Genomic DNA, 17,835 nt, shown 5'->3' on the forward strand with positions numbered 1-17,835 from the left:
GACACCCTATAAAAGCAGGCCCTGCGCCATCCGCCTATTTATCCATTAACTTCCAATAGTTATGAAAATACCAGCTTTCCATCACTCAACTGACTTGGGCAATATCTTGCCCAGATCGAGCAAGAAGTTGCCCGGCGGGCAATCTTTTGCCTAATCTTGTTTAGCCTCATGCCCGTGTCGATAGCTGAGCCCTCGTCGAGCCCCCTATCGAATCGAGCCGGCAGACCAGGCTTCGGCGAGGGGCACCCACGCTGCTCAGGCGATAGAGATGAATTCGTCCAGATAGACGTCCTGGATGGCGTACAACAGCGCGACGCCCTCGTCCATGGGCTTCTGGAAGGCCTTGCGCCCGGAGATCAGCCCCATGCTACCGCCCCGCTTGTTGATCACCGCGGTGCGCACCGCCTGGGTCAGGTCGCTCTCGCCGCCGGAGGCCCCACCCGAGTTGATCAGCCCCACCCAGCCCATGTAGCAGCTCGCCACCTGGTAGCGGGCCAAGTCGACGGGATGCTCGGAGGTCAGTTCGTCGTAGACCTTGGCATGGGTGTGGCCGAAGCCCAGGTCCCGGTAGCCGGCGTTGGTCTCGGCCTGCTTCTGCTTGACGATGTCGGCCTTGAGCGTCGCCGCCAGATGGATGCCTTGATCGGTCAGGTCGGCGGCGGCTTGGTAGTCGCGACCGTCGCGCTTGAAGGCGGGGCTGCGCAGGTAGGCCCAGAGCACCGTCACCATGCCGAGCTGGTGGGCCCGTTCGAAGGCCTCGGCGATCTCGGTGATCTGGCGGCGGCTCTCGGGAGAGCCGAAGTAGACGGAGGCCCCCCACCGCCACGCAGCCCATGTCGAAGGCCTGCTCGACGATGTTGGCCGGGTCGAAGTATCGGGGGTTGGGCGCGAAGGAGGCCCCGGCGGAGTGCTCGATGCCCTGATCCACCGGCAGCAGGCTCAGGTAGCCGGTGCCGCCCAGCCGACCATGGTTCATCAGCGCCTGAAGGTTATGCAGCACCGCCGGGCTGCGGTCGCCGTGCACCAGCACCCGGTCGATGTAGTCCGGTCCGGGCAGATGCGGGGATCGCGGCGCACCCCTCGCAGACATGGCCGAGCAGGGACCCAGCCTCAGCGCCCAATCAGGCTTTCGATATCGGTCATGCCCTCTCTCCCTGTGGATGTCCTTGGCATGGTTCAAGCGTAGAGGATGGGACGGGGGAGCGGGCAGGACGGCCAGGAAAGAAATCGCCCCCGGTGACGGGGGCGATAGAGCACGGTCGAGTCAGGCCGCCTTGACCTCGATGCGGCGCGGCCGGTGGGTCTCCTTCTTGGGCATCACCAGGTGCAACACCCCGTCGTCGATGCTCGCCCGGATGGCGTCCACGTCGACCTCGTGGCTCAGGGTGAAGCGCCGGGCATAGCGCTGCGAGCGCACCTCGGCGTAGATCGAGGTCAGCCCCTCGGGCATGTCCAGGGCCACCTCGCCCTCCAGGCTGAGCACGTTGTCGTTGACCTCGATGGACAGGGTGTCGCGACTCACCCCCGGCATGTCGGCCACCAGGTGCAGGGCGTTGTCCTCCTCGTAGATGTCCACCGGCGGCAGCAGGGCATCGACCCGCCGCTCGCGGCGTTCGACGGGCTCGCGGCCCGGTTCGTGCTTGGCGACATCGTTCATGGCGATTCACCTCCTTCTGGCTATGCCGTCTTCAGGATGCCTGGATGTCGATGCGCCGCGGCTTGAGTTCCTCGCGCTTGGGCAGCACCACCTCGCAGACGCCATGGCGGAAGCGCGCCTCGGCGCGGTCCGGGTCGAGCCCCTCGGGCAGGGCCACCGAGCGGCTGAACTCACCCGTCGCCCGCTCACGGCGGAAGCGGGTGCGGCGCTCGCCGGGGGCCGGCTCCGTCGCGGCGGGACGGCGACCGCTGACCGTCAGCACGTTGTCCTGCAGGCTGACCTCCAGGGCATCGGGCGCCAGGCCCGGGGCGAAGACGTAGACCCGGACCGCATCGTCGGTGCGCCCCACGTTGATCCTCGGGAAGCTGCCCCGCGGCACCGAGCGGATGTCGGCGGCGCCGGGCTCGGGCCACAGCTCGTCCACGAAGCGACGGAACCAGTCGCCGCCGCTCGTCCAGTCGGTATCGAAACGCCTGAGATCTCCGAACATGTCGAACACCTCCTGTCATCGCTGATGACGCGAACGCGAGGCCGCCCCACGCGGGCCTCTCACCCTACTAGATAGGAGCGCACGGCGGCTTTTCAAGGGGGCCGACGGCCGCGACGGCGTGACCGAAATGCGCTAGAATCGCGGGTTTCCGTCCCTCGCCCAGGAGTCACCGGCAACGCCATGGCCACACGCATCGCCATCAACGGGTACGGCCGCATCGGCCAGTGCGTGCTGCGCGCCCTCGTCGAGCGCGGCGCGCCGGCGCTGGAGGTGGTGGCCATCAACGAGCTCTCCGGGCTCGACACCATCGCCTACCTGACCCGCTACGACACCACCCACGGGCGCTTCCCGGGCCGGGTCGAGATCGACGGCGACCACCTGGTGATCGACGGCCGCCCCATCCGGGTGCTCTCCGAGGCCGAGCCCGAGCGGCTGCCCTGGCGCGAGCTCGACATCGACCTGGTGCTGGAGTGCTCCGGCAGCTTCAAGGACCGCGCCACCGCCGAGGCCCACCTGGCCGCCGGCGCCGGCCGGCTGCTGTTCTCCCAGCCCGCCGAGAGCGACGTGGACGCCACCGTGGTCACCGGCATCAACGACGCCGACCTGACCGCGGCCTGCCGCATCGTCTCCGCCGCCTCCTGCACCACCAACTGCCTGGTGCCGGTGCTCACCGTGCTCGACGAGGCGCTGGGCATCGAGCACGGCGTGACCACCACCATCCACTCGGCGATGAACGACCAGCCGGTGATCGACGCCTACCACCAGACCGACCTGCGCCTGACCCGCTCGGCGATGCACTCCATCGTGCCGGTGGATACCGGCCTGGCCCGCGGCATCAACCGCCTGATGCCGCACCTGGCCGGGCGCTTCGAGTGCCTGCACATGCGGGTGCCGACCATCAACGTCTCGGCGATGGACCTGTCGCTGTGCGTGCGCACCGACACCGACGCGGCGAGCGTCAACGTCCTGCTCCGCGAGGCCAGCCGTTCCCGGCTCGACGGCCTGCTCGGCTACACCGAGGAGCCCATGGCCTCGGTCGACTTCAACCACGATCCGCGCTCCGGTATCGTGGACGCCACCCAGACCCGGGTGGCCGGCGGCCGCCTGATCAAGCTGATGTGCTGGTTCGACAACGAGTGGGGCTTCGCCAACCGCATGCTCGACGTCGCCGGGCGCATCGCCCGACTCGGCCCGCGGCCGTCCTCCGACGCCTGATCCCCCTTCGGCTTTTCCCAGACGAGGAATCTGCTTCCATGAACGTGCGCAAGATGACCGACCTCGACCTCCGCGGCAAGCGGGTGCTGATCCGCGAGGACCTGAACGTGCCCGTCAAGCACGGCAAGGTGACCAGCGATGCCCGCCTGCGGGCCAGCCTGCCGACCATCCGGGCGGCGCTCGAGGCCGGCGCCAAGGTGCTGCTGATGAGCCACCTCGGCCGCCCCACCGAGGGCGAGCCGGCCGAGGAGTTCTCCCTGGCGCCGGTGGCCGATCATCTGGGCGGGCTGCTCGAGCGCCGGGTGCGCCTGGTCAAGGACTACCTCGGCGCCGAGCTCGACCTGCAGGACGGCGAGGTCGCGCTGCTCGAGAACGTGCGCTTCAACAAGGGCGAGAAGAAGGACGACGAGGCCCTGGCTCGGCAGTACGCGGCGCTGTGCGACGTCTACGTGATGGACGCCTTCGGCACCGCCCACCGCGCCCAGGCCTCCACCCACGGCGTGGCGCGCTTCGCCGCCGAGGCCTGCGCCGGCCCGCTGCTGGCCGGCGAGCTCGAGGCCCTGGAGACGGCGCTGGCCACCCCCCAGCGGCCGATGACCGCCATCGTCGGCGGCTCCAAGGTCTCCACCAAGCTCGAGGTGCTCAATGCCCTGTCCGAGAAGTGCGATCGGATCATCGTCGGCGGCGGCATCGCCAACACCTTCATCGCCGCGGCCGGCTACAACGTCGGCAAGTCGCTGCACGAGGCCGAGCTGATCGACTCGGCCAAGGCGCTGATGGCCAGGGTCGAGATCCCGCTGCCCAGCGACGTGGTGGTGGCCACCGAGTTCTCCGAGCAGGCCTCCGCGGTGACCAAGCCCGTCGACCAGGTGGGCGACGACGAGATGATCCTCGACATCGGCCCCGAGACCGCCTCCCGCCTCGCCGAGCAGCTCAAGGCCGCCGGCACCATCCTCTGGAACGGCCCGGTGGGCGTGTTCGAGATCGACCAGTTCGGCCGCGGCACCGAGGCCCTGTCCCTGGCCATCGCCGAGAGCGCGGCCTTCTCCATCGCCGGCGGCGGCGACACCCTGGCGGCCATCGACAAGTACGGCATCGCCGATCGCGTGTCCTACATTTCCACCGGCGGCGGCGCCTTCCTCGAGTACGTGGAAGGCAAGACCCTGCCCGCCGTGGCCGCCCTGCAAGCCGCGGCCGGCTGACCCCCGACACAACCGAGACGGACGCGGCGCCGGCCCGCCGCGCCCCATCACGCAAAAAGGTGACTTCATGGCACTGATCAGCATGCGCCAGATGCTGGACCACGCCGCCGAGCACGGCTACGGCGTTCCGGCCTTCAACGTCAACAACCTCGAGCAGATGCGCGCCATCATGGAGGCCGCCGACGAGACCGACTCCCCGGTGATCGTCCAGGCCTCCGCCGGCGCCCGCAAGTACGCCGGCGCGCCCTTCCTGCGCCACCTGATCCTCGCCGCCGTGGAGGAATTCCCGCACATCCCGGTGGTCATGCACCAGGATCACGGCACCAGCCCGGCGGTCTGCCAGCGCTCCATCCAGCTGGGCTTCTCCTCGGTGATGATGGACGGCTCCCTGGGCGAGGACGGCAAGACCCCGACCAGCTACGAGTACAACGTCGACGTGACCCGCCGCACCGTCGAGATGGCCCACGCCTGCGGCGTCTCCGTGGAAGGCGAGCTGGGCTGCCTGGGCAGCCTGGAGACCGGCATGGCCGGCGAGGAAGACGGCGTGGGCGCCGAGGGCAAGCTGGACCACGACCAGCTGCTCACCGACCCGGAAGAGGCCGCCGACTTCGTCAAGGCCACCCAGGTGGACGCCCTGGCCATCGCCATCGGCACCAGCCACGGCGCCTACAAGTTCACCCGGCCGCCCACCGGCGACACCCTCTCCATCCAGCGCATCAAGGAGATCCACGCCCGCATCCCCGAGACCCACCTGGTGATGCACGGCTCCTCCTCGGTGCCCCAGGAGTGGCTCGAGGTGATCAACGAGTTCGGCGGCGCCATCCCCGAGACCTATGGCGTGCCGGTCGAGGAGATCGTCGAGGGCATCCGCCACGGCGTGCGCAAGGTCAACATCGACACCGACCTGCGCCTGGCCTCCACCGGCGCCGTGCGTCGCTTCCTGGCCGAGAACCCCGCCGAGTTCGACCCGCGCAAGTTCCTCAAGGTCAGCACCGCGGCCATGAAGGAGGTCTGCAAGGCCCGCTACGAGGCCTTCGGCACCGCCGGCCAGGCCAGCAAGATCAAGCCGATCAACCTCGAGGAAATGTTCAAGCGCTACGAGCGCGGCGAACTGGACCCGCGGGTGAAGTGATCGCCGGCACCCCTGAATGCTGATCGCGCGAGGGCGGCCCCATGGGGTCGCCCTTTTTGCCATCCATGAACTCACTCTTATTGACACCGGCTCTATAGGAATACAGACTAGTTGTTGAATGGCCGTCTCGGCCATCGCGGTGACTTGATGGAGACGCAAGTTTTGCCATACGTGGCGACCAAAAGGTCTTATGGGGCAGCGGGCCTGGGAAGCAGGCGGAACCGACAGTACCTCAGTAATTGGCCTCTTCAGCACAGCTCTTTCTTCTTCATCTACATTTACCGCGGCTAGCTGTGCAAAGCCATCGGCTGAAGAGGCCAATTCATTACAGAAAAATGCCTCATGCTCAAGTACACTCCTAAAAACCGGATCTCTTCCAAAGCAAGTTTAGCCAAGACTCTCAGCATCTCTGAGAGTGAGCTCGAAGAGCTACTATCAGACATTGAGCAATCACCGCAAACTTACTCCGAGCTCCCCATCCCGAAGAAGAACGGCACCTATAGGACCGTATTCAACCCAAATTATAGGTTAAAGACAACCCAACAGAGAATATGTGGAAGAATATTTCCACATATCCAGTTTCCACCCTATCTCTTCGGCTCAATAAAGGACGAGAGCAACCCAAGAGACTACTTTAAGTGCGTGCAGCTTCATTGCGGAGCCGGCTGCTTAGCCACAATCGACATAGAAGACTTCTTTCCGTCTATCGACAAAGACAAGATATTCGACATTTTCTTAAGATTTTTCCACTTCCCAGAAAGGGTTGCCTGGACACTGACCCAGATTTGCACGCACCCTATCTACGACTTCTTGCCTCAGGGGGCTCCGACCAGCCCAATTGTAGCCAACTTAGCCCTTTACAAAAAAGAGCACCAATTATACTCCTCGTTGAAAGAGAAAGGAGTGACGTACACGAGGCTAATGGACGACATAGCGATCTCCCACACAGAGATCGGTCACAAAATCGAGCGAGAAGCTTCGATCATAAGAGCAACAATCTCTTCTCAAGGGTTCAAAGTAAACGAGAAGAAGAGCTCCCTAATCCAAAGAAAAGGAAACTCTCCAATTGTTTTGCATGGACTTAGACTCGGAGAAAGCCAGCCTAAGCTCCAAGCAGGCCAAGCCTCTAAGGTTCGTAGTTCTGTGAAACACCTCGAAAAACTAGCGAGCGAACCAAACAAGAGAACTCATCATGAGTTTAGACGTCTCTGGCATAGCACATCAGGAAGAGTGAACCTTCTGCGCAGAGCTGGTGATTTACGCTACCCAAGCCTAAGAAAGAGATTAAACAAAATCAGCCCTCTAATCTCACCAAAAGAGAGGCTTCTGCTTTACAAAACAGTGAGCAAACTGGAAAATAAGCATGAAAAATATAGCAATCGCCATTGGTACAAAAAAGAAGTCGCAAAATCTAGGTACCTGGCAATAATAATGAGAAAATCTTTTCACAAAGAGGCAACGCAGCTTCTCAACCGCCTCCATGCATTACGATGAAAAGCAAAAACCAAGCATTAGGAACAGTTGCAGCAATAACCATCCCTCCCATACTCCTGGCTGCCTCGCTAGGATTCTTAATATATCCCAAAGAAGGCCTAAGCTTCTGTTTCACAAGAGAATGCTTTGTCTTCTTCTATGACTTCTTCAACCTTCCAATAAAACTTCTTGCATACAGCTTTACTTTCTTTGGCATTCTGGCTGCGATATTCACCAGCGTTTCAACAGCCCAAACTACAAAGATCGCCAAACAGCAAGCAGCCTTCAATAACTTTTTGGCGCACAGAGCGGATTTCACCGAACACATCAAGGAAGAAAAAGATCGCCTACTCCCCCTAATAAACCACATCAACTACAAGAAACTGTACAATTATATACATGCAGAATCCAAGTATGGGGATTTATCCATAAGCACACAGGCAAGGGAAAAAGAAAAATCCATAAAGCAGTCGATACAACAAAATAACGATCTTATTGCTCAGCCCAATGGCTTTGATTTTGACAGACACAGAGAGGATATCTCCGGACTTTCAGAAAGCCTAGGAGTCAGTCTTGTTCACATAGAAGATCACGAGCACACACAAAAACACTTCTGCGAACTCGAGAAAAACCTTTACAAGCTCCTTTGGATATCTATATGTTACTGGGAGAGATCCAACTTGATTGATCATATTGAATCTATCAAATACGACCAGTTATTCACATAGATATTTAGCTCCATGACTTTGAGCATGGCGCTCAGTCTGTTCATGACCTGCACCCTGGTGATCGGCGTGGCGGGCACCCGGCTGACCCGTATCGTCGATGACCTGGCCGACCGCACCGGGCTGGGCGAGGCCATCGCCGGGGCCGTGCTGCTGGGCATGGCCACCTCGCTGTCGGGGCTGGTGCTGTCGGTGTCGGCGGCGCTCGCCGACCGCCCCACCCTGGCGATGAGCAACGCCCTGGGCGGCATCGCCGTGCAGACGCTGTTCCTGACCGTCGCCGACCTGACCCACCGGCGGGCCAACCTGGAGCACGCCGCGGCCTCCATCGGCAACCTGCTGCAGGGCGGGCTGCTGCTGTGCCTGCTGGCCCTGGTGCTGGTGGGGCGCTTCGCCCCGGACTGGACGCTGTGGCAGGTCCACCCGGTCACGCCGCTGCTGGTGATCGTCTACCTGTTCGGCCTGCGCCTGGCCGACCGCACCAAGGATCGCCCCATGTGGCGCCCGGCCCAGACCCGGGAGACGGCCCCGGACGTGCCCGACGAGGCGGCCCTGGCGCGCTCGGCGCTGGCGCTGTGGCTGGGCTTCGCCGGCCTGGCGCTGCTGCTGGGCCTGAGCGGCTGGCTGCTGGAGCGGGCCGCCTCGACGATCGCCGCCGAGACCGGCCTCGGCCAGTCGGTGGTCGGGGTGCTGATGACCGCGGTGGTCACCTCGCTGCCGGAGCTGGTCACCTCGGTGGCGGCGGTGCGCCGCGGCGCGCTGACCCTGGCGGTGGCCGGCATCATCGGCGGCAACGCCTTCGACACCCTGTTCGTCGCCGCCTCGGACCTGGCCTACCGGGGCGGCTCGCTGTACCACGCCATGCCGGACCGGGTGGCGCTGTGGGTGGCGCTGTCGCTGCTGATGACCGCCATCCTGCTGGTCGGCATGATCCACCGCGAGCGCCTGGGGCCCGGGCGGATCGGCTTCGAGAGCCTGGCCATCGCCGGCTGCTACCTGGCCGGGGCGCTGATGCTGGTGGCCGCCCCCGGCTGAGGGGCGGACGAATGTGCACCAAAAGATGAATTGAAAAACGCTGTTCGCAAAGTCGAAAAAATGGTCTTAAACTAAGGATGCACGGGGCCGATATGACACAATAGCCCTGTAGCTGATTTGAGACACCCGCGAGGTCCCGGTGATGGCACGCCCTCTCTGCCTGCTCTTCGATTGCGACGGCACCCTGGTCGACAGCGAACCCCTGCTGGCGGCGGAGATGGAGACCAGCCTCAGCGCCGTGGGCCTGCCCTTCCGGGCCGCCGATTACACCGGCGAGTTCCGCGGGGCGCGCTTCCGGCATATCGTCGCCGAACTGGAGCGCCGCCACGGCAGCGTGGACGCCGACCGCCTGGAGGTGCTGGAGCGCGACATGCGCGCCAACCTCAACCGCCGGCTGGCCACCGACCTGACGCCGATCACCGGCGCCACCGAGGCTTTGGCCGCCCTCGCCGGCCACCCCATGGGCGTGGTCTCCAACGGCCCGGTCAACAAGATCCGCACCTCGCTGATCGCCACCGACCTGGAGGCGGTGTTCGGCCGACACCTGTTCAGCGCCTACGAGGCCCAGTGCTGGAAGCCCGACCCCTGCCTGTTCCGGCATGCCGCCGCGATGATGGGCTATGCCCCCGAGGACTGCGTGGCCATCGACGACGCCATCGTCGGGGTCAAGGCCGCCCTGGCCGCCGGCATGACGGTGATCCACCTCAACCGCTTCCCCGACGCCGAACAGACCCCGGAAGGGGCCCTCACGATCACCAGCATGTTCCAGCTGCCCAGGGTCATCGGCCGACTGGAGCAGGACCGCACCCTGGCCACCTCCCAGGCCTGATATGCTGGCCCGCCCGCCCCGGGCGAAGGGCGGCGGCCGAGGCGAGACCGTTCGACTCATGAGCGCCTCGATGACGCCATGACCTTGTCCTTGCACCAGGCGAACACGTACCCGCGGGGCTCATCCTCTCCCGTGACGACATACCGCAGCGTATAGGGGTTATGGAGTGTCGCCTCCAGCAACGGCTCCGCCCAATCGACACCGCAGAAGAGGACCTCGTCGCCGACGCCAAGCGGAAGATCCTTGTCCGGCAACATGATCGATTGCCCCGCCCGGCGCACGGCGAGCGCTTCGCACGGAAGCCCGTGCGGGAAGGCACGGGCATCGCGGCACAGCGCTTCCAGAGCCACCGCCCCGCCGGCCTCCAGATACTCGGTCACCGCCGGCGCTTCTCCCGGGACCAGCCTCACCGACCACAGGTGGGGGGGATGTGCGCCCACGGCCGCCTGCAGGCGGGCTACCAGCTCGTTCGTCTGGGCCGGTTCGCGTTCCGCCAGCCAGTCGATCAGTTCCTGGACGAGAGGCGAGATCAGCAGCTTCAGGATCCGGCGCGCCGTCGTCAGGCTGTGCTGGAGGACCAGGCAGGCCTGTGCGGCATCGAAGGCGACCTGATTCTCGTGACTGTTCTGGCGCACGATGCGGAACGCCTTCGGATTGAGCTGGGTCACCGCCAACAGCGTATTGAGATTGTCGGAATCGCGATTCGTCGCGGCGACGACCCCGGCCGCGTCGTCGATCCCCGCGGTCACCAAGGCCGAGTGATCGGCGTGCGCCCGGACCATGACCGTCCCCTCTCCGGCCTCTTCGGCGTCCACGGCGGGGTCGATGATGCGTACGCCGACGCCATGGGACCGGAGGTAGCGATGGATCCAGTACCCCATCCGTCCGTACCCGCACAGGATCCAGTTCCCCCGCGGCACCTGGACCGGTGCCCCGAGCTCGACCCCACGCGCCCCCACGAACCAGGCATTGAGGTTGTGCAGTTCGGGGCGTGCGATCGCCCAGTAGAGGAGTTGCGCGAAGATCTCGAAGGGGTCGACGACCCTGACATTGTCCAGCGCCCGCAGATTGGCCTCGTGACGGGCAGAGGTCGACCGACAGATGACCCGGAGCCGGGGGTTCAGGTGCCGCGCCATGACCGCGATCTTGAGATTGGCGTCGTCATCGTTGGTCAGCGCGACCAGGGCCCGGCAGGCGGGGTGCTCGATCCCCGCGGCCAGGAGGTGTTTCGGCGCGCTGGCGTCCGCATGGAGCCCCGGCATCGCGACCGTATAGTCGCGCACGCCCAGCGCCTTGATGCGTTCCGGGTCGGCATCAAGGATCACCGCGCGCATGCGGTGGTCGCTCAGGCCCCGAGCCAGCAGGCTGCCGGTATCGCCGAAACCGCAAAGGATGACGAAGGGTTCCGCGTTGCGTTCGACCTTGCGGGCGAACCGGAACCTCTCCATGGCCTGGATGAAATGGGGGTTCTGCACCAGGCCGATCAGCGAGCCGATCGCATAGAACCAGGCGATGACGCCGGTATAGAGGCAGAAGATGGTCCACAGGCGCTGCTCCTCGCTGAAGCCGTTCGGCAGTTCGCCGAAGCCGGTGGTGGTCGCCGTGTAGGTGAAGAAATAGAAGGCGTGGAAGAGGTTCATGTGCGTCGTCTCGCCATCGACGACCTGGCCGGGCATCAGGGCCATGCCCATGATGCCCACCGAATACACGAACAGCAGCGCGAACAGCGGCCGACGCATGTAGCGCAGGACGATCATCGCCACACGGTCGAGATCGGAGGTCTGCGTCACGCCTTCAACCCTCCCTCAGCCTGTCCGGTCACGCTGCACCGATGCTAGCGTCGCGAGAGCAGCGTATCGCCGACCAGGATCACCGTCGCGACGATGTTCGCGACCAGCGCTCCCGTGGCGATCGAGACGATATCCGCCATGCCTTCGGGCCCCGGCCCACCCCCGCCGCCGGGTTCCGCGACGATCCAGACGATGCGCGCGGCGATCAACAGAAGGCCGGCCACCAGGCCGGCCGCCAGCAGCAACGCCCCGGTCTGGGAGCGATCCCCCAGTTTCAGGCCGATCGCGACCAGGTTGACGATGATGGCCAGCGTAAGAATCCACACGTTGTGGTGGGCGGGCGCCTCGAGGCCACCCGCGACGAACGCGTGATTGAGGCTCAGGGTAAGGACGATGAAGAAACCGAAGACGACGCGCTCGAGATTCACGGGCCTGCTCCTGGCCGGGACGCGCCGTCAGTATAGGCACGGGCCTTCGATGACCGCGAACGCCACCCCGTGATGGGGCCGAGCAGGGGGCAGAACGGGATGCGCGCGCCCTCCGCCAACGCGTCCGCCAAGCCCCGGCCGGAGACGAGGCTCGAGGCCGAGCGCCGTGGCCTTCCGCCACGCCCTGGCGGCCTTCGGCGCGATGACGGGCCGTGGCCGAGGCAGGGCCGCCCCGCACCCGCCGCCCGAGTCCGGCGTCGAGCTCGGCATACTCCGCCAGCCCGCCACGGATCGCGGACATCTTGACCGCCCCGCGCCATGCAGACACGGGCCCACCCCCTGAGGGATGGGCCCGTTCTCATGCCGACAGCCGGCGTCTCAGCCCGGCAGCGCCTGGCTCGAGGGCCGGCGCCGGTGCTGCCGGCGGCCGAGGGCGATCATCGCCTCGCCGATCGCCAGCGCCAGCAGCACGCCGATCAGGATCTTGCCCGCGTAGTCCCAGTCCATCGGCTCGCCGGGGGTCACCACGAACAGCACGATGCCGGCGATCACGTGGAGCCCCACGATGCCCGCCCACAGGCAGGCCAGGCGATTGCCCAGCGGCAGGCGGAAGGGACGCGGCTCGTCGCAGGTCAGCCGCAGCTTGATGAAGGCCAGGCACATCAGCACATAGGGCATCATGAAGATCATCGCGAAGATCGACAGCAGGGTCCAGAACAGCCCCTCGGCGGTCTCGGCCACCAGCCCGTAGATCAGCATCACCAGGATGCTGACCCCGGCGGCGAGCAAGGCCGAGCCCACCGGGGTGTCGTGGCGCGGGTGCACGATGCCGAACACCTCGGGGAACTCGCCGGCATGGGCGGCCTCCACCGCGGCCCGGTTGGTGCCCATGCTCCAGGTCACCATGTTGGTGAAGAAGGTGAAGAGCACGAAGCCGCCCACCAGGTTGGCCAGCAGTCCGCCCCAGCCCTCGCGGCCGTACATGTTGAACAGCGACTCGGCGAAGATGGTGGTGACGTCGGTCTGGTCGGTGGGCACCGCGGCCAGCACCCCGATGGTGCCCAGCACGTTGAAGGCGGCGATCAGCAGCCCCGAGGCCAGCACGGCCCGAGGGATGTCGCGGCGCGGCGCGATCATCTCGGCGGCGCTGCAGCAGGCCAGCTCGGTGCCCATGATGCCGTAGACCATCACCCCCAGCGCGGCGATGGCCGCCGGCGAGGCGGGCATGATGCCCTCCCAGGTGAAGGGATTGGCGAAGCCCTCCTCGAAACCGTAGCGCAGGCCGCCGACCAGCAGCACCAGCACCGAGACCAGCTTCAGCACCGCCCCCAGGTTGGGCAGCCACTTGCCCACGCTGAGGCTGGCGCTGGTGCACAGCGAGGTCACCAGCGCCAGGCTGCAGCCGATGGCGATCTGCAGCCACAGGCTCATGTCGGGGAAGTAGAAGGCGCTGAGCATGCTGGCGAACAGGATGTAGACCGAGGGCATCCACAGGGCGTTGTTGACCCAGTACATCCACGACACCCGGGCGCCCCAGCGAAAGCCGAAGGCGCGCCTCACCCAGTGATAGACCCCGCCGTTGCTCGGATAGGTGGTGCCGAGCTCCGAGGTCATCATCGCCATCGGCAGGAACAGCAGCAGCAGTACATAGGCCCACCAGAAGAGGCTGCTCGAGCCCAGCGAGGCGGCCAGGGCGATCTGGTCCATGAACAGCATCGCCGAGACGGTGTAGAGGGTGACGTCGCGGCAGCGCAGTACCTTGTTCTTGTTGACTTCCATCAGTCGGGACTCCGTCAGGAGAGGGTTATCGTCGGGCGCGTCGGGGCCGGCCGCCAGGGGCACGGCCGACGCGCGATTCGGCAAGGGCAGGCGGCTCGCATGGCCCTTGGGGCCACGCGAGCCGGGGTCACCAGTGCCCGGCGGCGCGCAGGTCCTCGACGGTCTCGAGGATGCTGTCGCGCAGCGCGTCGACGATGAAGTCGACCTCCTGGCGGGTCAGGGTCACGGCGGGAGACATGACGTTGAGGTGCACGATGGGGCGGACCAGCAGGCCGCGCTTCTCGGCGCGCAGGTGCACCCACTCGCCGATGTTGAGCGCCTCCGGGAACAGCTCGCGGGTGGTCTTGTCGGCGACGAACTCCACGCAGGCCATGAAGCGCCGCGCGCGCACCTCGCCGACGATCGGCAGCTCGGCCAGGCTGGCCAGGCGCTCCTCGAAGTAGCGCCCCACCTCGCGGGCCCGGGGCAGCAGCGACTCGCGCTCGATGAGCTCGATGTTCTTGAGCGCCGCGGCGCAGGCCACCGGGTGGCCGGAGTAGGTGAAGCCGTGGCTGAAGCAGCGCCCGCTGCCCGGCTCGGCGATCACCTGCCAGAGGCGCTCGGAGAAGATGCAGGCGCCCAGCGGCTGATAGCCGGAGGTCAGGCCCTTGGCGGTGGTGATGATGTCCGGGACGATGCCGAACTCGTCCTCCGAGGCGAAGAAGTGGCCCAGCCGGCCGAAGGAGGTCACCACCTCGTCGGAGATGTAGAGGATGTCGTGGCGCCGGCAGGCCTCCCACATCCGGCGGTGGTAGCCCTCCGGCGGGATGATCACCCCGCCCGAGCCCATGATCGGCTCGGCGAGGAAGGCGCCGACCCGGTCCGCGCCGAGCTCGGCGACCTTCTCCTCGAACTCCTCGACCAGGGCGTCGAGGAACTCGGCCTCGCTGCGCCCCCGGGCCTCGCGGTAGGGATAGGGGCAGCTCAGGTGGTGGATGCCGTCGGACAGGAAGTCGAACTCCGGCGGCCGATCGGCCTGCTTGCCGCCCAGCGACATGGTCAGGTAGGTGGAGCCGTGATAGGCGTTGATGCGGGTGAGGATCTGCTTCTTCTCGGGCTTGCCGCGACAGTTCTGGTAGAAGTGCACCAGGCGGATGGCGGTGTCGACCGCGGTGGAGCCGCCGGTGGTCAGGAAGACGCGGTTCAAGTCGCCCGGCGCCAGCTCGGCCAGCTTCTCGCTGAGCTCGATGGCACGGTCGTTGGCCATGTCGCAGAAGGAGTTGGAATAGGCCAGGCGGCGGGTCTGGTCGGCGATGGCCTCGACCATCTCCTCCCGGCCCAGGCCGATGTTGGTGCACCACATGCCGCCGACGGCATCCAGGTAGCGCTGCCCCTGGGCGTCGCGGATGTGGGCGCCGTCGCCGTCGACGATGTTGAGCGAGCCATGCTCGCGATGCTCGTCGAAGACGTGGTAGCCGTGCATGTAGTGCGCCTTGTCGGCGGCGGTCAGGCGGGCGTCATCGATATTGGAAATTTTTTCCGATTCGGTGATATTGGTCATACGCATCCTGTGGGCGGCAAAGAGTGGCGGCAGTATAGGCAGCCCGCCGCGGCCGCCCCCATACCCCAATTGGGTGGGTGACCCGCCCCGTCCCATGCGCCCGGAGGCCCGCTATCGCGAACCCCACAGATACCCCGGCCGGCGTTGCGCTGGCCGACCTCGAACGCTGGCACCACGCCCTGGCCGATGCCGTGACCCGCTGCGGCGGGGACGGCTTCGCCGAGGCCCTGGTCGCGGCCATCGACGCCCTGGTGCCCATCGAATCGGCCCTGGTGATCCTCGAGGACGCCCGGGCCGCGCCCCGGCTGATCTACAAGCGGGGCATTCCGGCCCGCAGCCGCGACCGGATCCTGGATCGCTACTTCTCCCGGGGCTACCTGCTGGACCCCTTCTGCCTGGCCGTCGACCAGGGGCTCGGCGAGGGCTTCTACCGGCTGGCCGACATCGCCCCCGACGACTTCTTCCGCAGCGAGTACTACCGGGTCTACTACCTGGAGGCGGGCTCGGTGGAGGACTGCTACTTCCTGCTGGACCTGGCGCCGGGCCAACGCATCTCCATCTGCCTCTACCACGGCCTGAGTGCCAGCCCCTTCACGCGCGGCGAGCTCGAGACCCTGCGCGCCCTGGCGCCGGCGATCCTGGCCCTGGGGCGCCGCCACTGGCAGAGCGACGACGTGCCCGCCGAGGCCGACCACCCCTCGCCCAGCCCGCCGGCCCCGCGCCTGCGGGACGCCTTCGACCGCTTCGGTGAGGACCGGCTCACCGAGCGCGAGCGCCAGGTCTGCCAGCTGCTGCTGCGCGGCCACTCGGCCAAGTCCAGCGCCCGCCGCCTCGAGATCTCGCCGGAGACGGTGCGCATGCACCGCAAGAACCTCTACGCCAAGTTCGAGGTGAACTCCCAGTCCGCCCTGTTCGCGATCTTCATCGACTGGATCGACCGCTAGCCGCGGGCGCCGTATCATCGAGGCCCTACCCGCACTGCTCAGGAGGCGACATGGCATCCCTGCAGGACCAGCTGCGCGGGCTGGTCTACTCCACCGAACACGGCGACATCTGCCCCGAATGTCGCGAACCCCTGGCCGACTGCCGCTGCGAGGAGGCCGCCGAGGACGAACGCCTGGCGAGCCTGGACGGCATCGTGCGCCTGCGCCGCGAGACCAAGGGCCGCAAGGGCAAGGGCGTGACCCTGGTCGAGGGCGTGCCGCTCAAGGCCGAGGCGCTCAAGGCCCTGGCCAAGGAGCTCAAGAAGCGCTGCGGCACCGGCGGCGCCCTCAAGGAGGGGGTGATCGAGATCCAGGGCGACCAGCGCGAGGTGCTCAAGGGCGAGCTGGAGAAGCGCGGCTACAAGGTCAAGCTGGCCGGCGGCTAGCAGCCGCCGAGGGCGAGGCGGAACGGAACCCGGCAGAGGTCGTAGGAGCGCAGCTACGCCGCGCGAAGGGCGCCGCCAGGCGCCCGGATGATTCCACCGCCGCTGACACGGCGAATGCTCGCGACATCGATCAGCGCCTTCCCGGCGTGGCGCCTGTCTCCGCGATGGAGGCGCCACGATCCGCCCGATGGGGCGCCCCTTCCTCCAGCGCCTCGGCCACGGCGGTCAGCCCCGCCTCGGCGCCGGCCGCCACCTTGAGCGTGTAGAGGTCGTCGGCCCGGGTGCGCCCCAGGTTCAGGCAGGCCAGCGGCTTGCCGGCCCGGGCGGCTTCCCGGGCGAAGCGAAAGCCCGAATAGACCATCAGCGACGAGCCCACCACCAGCAGCCCCTCGGCCTCGGCCAGCAGGGCGAAGGCCGCGTCGACCCGCTCGCGGGGCACGCTGTCGCCGAAGAACACCACGTCGGGCTTCCAGATCCCGTCGCCGCAGCGGGTGCAGGCCGGCACCCGGAAGTCGGCGAAGTCCGCCTCCAGGTCGGCGTCCCCGTCCGGACCGGCCCGGGCGCCGGTCTCTAGCCAGTCGGGATTGCATCGCGCCAGCTCGGCATGCAGGTCGTGGCGCATCCGCGTCGCCCCGCAGCCCATGCAGCGCACCAGGTCGGCGCGCCCGTGCAGGTCGATCACCCGCCGCGACCCGGCCCGGCGATGCAGGCCGTCGACGTTCTGGGTGATCACCCCGGCCACATGCCCCGCGGCCTCGAGCCGCGCCAGGGCCTGGTGCGCGGCGTTGGGGCGCGCCTCCTGCAGGGCGCGAAAGCCGATCAGCGCCCGCGCCCAGTAGCGCTGGCGGGCGCCGTGGCTGCCCATGAACGCCTGGTGGCGCATCGGCGGCGAACGCTTCCAGTCGCCCCGATCGTCGCGATAGTCGGGGATGCCGCTGGCGGTGCTGATGCCCGCGCCGGTGAGCACGGCCAGGCGCGGCGTGCGCGCCACGAAGTCCACCAGCCGCGTCAGGTCGGACAGATCATCCATCATCCCACTGGTTTCTCTCACCTCTCACCCCTCGCACCTCGCACCTCGCCCTCGCACCTCGCACCTCGCACCTCGCCCCTCGCCCCTCGCACCTCGCACCTCGCACCTCGCACCTCGCACCTCGCACCTCGCCCCTTGCAC

Annotated in this window: 16 protein-coding genes and 1 pseudogene; 9 read left to right on the forward strand and 8 right to left on the reverse strand. The window is 66.4% G+C overall.

Going from position 1 to position 17,835, the window contains the following annotated elements; all coding sequences use genetic code 11:
* Positions 1-255 precede the first annotated feature (255 nt).
* From QC818_RS16790 to QC818_RS16800, 3 genes and pseudogenes are all read right to left on the reverse strand, one after another.
* A pseudogene (locus QC818_RS16790) lies at positions 256-1,143 on the reverse strand (class I fructose-bisphosphate aldolase).
* A 121-nt stretch (positions 1,144-1,264) separates the two neighbouring features.
* A complete protein-coding gene (locus QC818_RS16795) occupies positions 1,265-1,657 on the reverse strand; it encodes an Hsp20/alpha crystallin family protein (RefSeq protein WP_309654016.1) in 393 nt (130 codons plus the stop codon).
* Positions 1,658-1,688: 31 nt separating this feature from the next.
* Positions 1,689-2,147 (reverse strand): Hsp20/alpha crystallin family protein, encoded by a 459-nt coding sequence (locus QC818_RS16800; protein WP_309654017.1) that lies wholly within the window; start codon positions 2,145-2,147, stop codon positions 1,689-1,691.
* 180 nt (positions 2,148-2,327) lie between these two features.
* On the opposite strand from QC818_RS16800, the gene QC818_RS16805 reads away from it, so the two are divergent.
* The 7 genes from QC818_RS16805 (at position 2,328) to QC818_RS16835 (ending at position 9,758) form a co-directional block, all read left to right on the forward strand.
* The gene (locus QC818_RS16805) at positions 2,328-3,362 is read left to right on the forward strand and encodes a type I glyceraldehyde-3-phosphate dehydrogenase (protein ID WP_309654018.1); all 1,035 of its coding nucleotides are present in this window, start codon (positions 2,328-2,330) and stop codon (positions 3,360-3,362) included.
* Positions 3,363-3,400: 38 nt separating this feature from the next.
* Complete coding sequence (locus QC818_RS16810) at positions 3,401-4,564, forward strand: phosphoglycerate kinase (protein ID WP_309654019.1); 1,164 nt, start codon at positions 3,401-3,403, stop codon at positions 4,562-4,564.
* Positions 4,565-4,631: 67 nt separating this feature from the next.
* Positions 4,632-5,696 carry a class II fructose-bisphosphate aldolase gene (gene fba, locus QC818_RS16815; RefSeq protein WP_309654020.1) on the forward strand — a complete coding sequence of 355 codons (1,065 nt, stop codon included), beginning with the start codon at positions 4,632-4,634 and terminating at the stop codon, positions 5,694-5,696.
* A gap of 342 nt (positions 5,697-6,038) precedes the next feature.
* Entirely contained in the window at positions 6,039-7,190 is a 1,152-nt protein-coding gene (locus QC818_RS16820; RefSeq protein WP_309654021.1) for a reverse transcriptase family protein, read from the forward strand.
* Entirely contained in the window at positions 7,187-7,897 is a 711-nt protein-coding gene (locus QC818_RS16825; protein ID WP_309654022.1) for a retron Ec48 family effector membrane protein, read from the forward strand. Before QC818_RS16820 ends, QC818_RS16825 begins: the two co-directional genes overlap by 4 nt.
* A gap of 24 nt (positions 7,898-7,921) precedes the next feature.
* Positions 7,922-8,929 (forward strand): sodium:calcium antiporter, encoded by a 1,008-nt coding sequence (locus tag QC818_RS16830; protein WP_309654023.1) that lies wholly within the window; start codon positions 7,922-7,924, stop codon positions 8,927-8,929.
* A 142-nt stretch (positions 8,930-9,071) separates the two neighbouring features.
* Positions 9,072-9,758, forward strand: a complete 687-nt coding sequence (locus QC818_RS16835; RefSeq protein WP_309654024.1) for an HAD-IA family hydrolase — start codon at positions 9,072-9,074, stop codon at positions 9,756-9,758.
* Positions 9,759-9,814: 56 nt separating this feature from the next.
* Here the strand turns inward: QC818_RS16835 and QC818_RS16840 are convergent, their stop codons facing one another.
* From QC818_RS16840 to QC818_RS16855, 4 genes are all read right to left on the reverse strand, one after another.
* On the reverse strand, positions 9,815-11,548 hold the full coding sequence (locus QC818_RS16840) for a potassium channel family protein (protein WP_309654025.1): 1,734 nt from the start codon (positions 11,546-11,548) through the stop codon (positions 9,815-9,817).
* 44 nt (positions 11,549-11,592) lie between these two features.
* Complete coding sequence (locus QC818_RS16845; RefSeq protein ID WP_309654026.1) at positions 11,593-11,976, reverse strand: DUF6394 family protein; 384 nt, start codon at positions 11,974-11,976, stop codon at positions 11,593-11,595.
* Positions 11,977-12,354: 378 nt separating this feature from the next.
* Positions 12,355-13,755, reverse strand: coding sequence for an APC family permease (locus QC818_RS16850; RefSeq protein ID WP_309654027.1), 1,401 nt, complete (start codon positions 13,753-13,755; stop codon positions 12,355-12,357).
* A 127-nt stretch (positions 13,756-13,882) separates the two neighbouring features.
* Positions 13,883-15,295 (reverse strand): aminotransferase, encoded by a 1,413-nt coding sequence (locus QC818_RS16855; RefSeq protein ID WP_309654028.1) that lies wholly within the window; start codon positions 15,293-15,295, stop codon positions 13,883-13,885.
* Between the two features lie 191 nt (positions 15,296-15,486).
* Between QC818_RS16855 and QC818_RS16860 the strand changes: the two genes are divergently transcribed.
* Both QC818_RS16860 and QC818_RS16865 read left to right on the forward strand, forming a co-directional pair.
* Entirely contained in the window at positions 15,487-16,239 is a 753-nt protein-coding gene (locus QC818_RS16860) for a helix-turn-helix transcriptional regulator (protein WP_309654029.1), read from the forward strand.
* A 50-nt stretch (positions 16,240-16,289) separates the two neighbouring features.
* Positions 16,290-16,664, forward strand: coding sequence for a translation initiation factor Sui1 (locus QC818_RS16865; RefSeq protein ID WP_309654030.1), 375 nt, complete (start codon positions 16,290-16,292; stop codon positions 16,662-16,664).
* 130 nt (positions 16,665-16,794) lie between these two features.
* Here QC818_RS16865 and QC818_RS16870 read toward each other — a convergent pair whose 3' ends face one another.
* Positions 16,795-17,697 carry an NAD-dependent protein deacetylase gene (locus QC818_RS16870; protein ID WP_309654031.1) on the reverse strand — a complete coding sequence of 301 codons (903 nt, stop codon included), beginning with the start codon at positions 17,695-17,697 and terminating at the stop codon, positions 16,795-16,797.
* Positions 17,698-17,835: the final 138 nt, after the last annotated feature.

The sequence above is a fragment of the Halomonas koreensis genome, from assembly GCF_031451675.1.
Classification (GTDB): domain Bacteria; phylum Pseudomonadota; class Gammaproteobacteria; order Pseudomonadales; family Halomonadaceae; genus Halomonas; species Halomonas koreensis.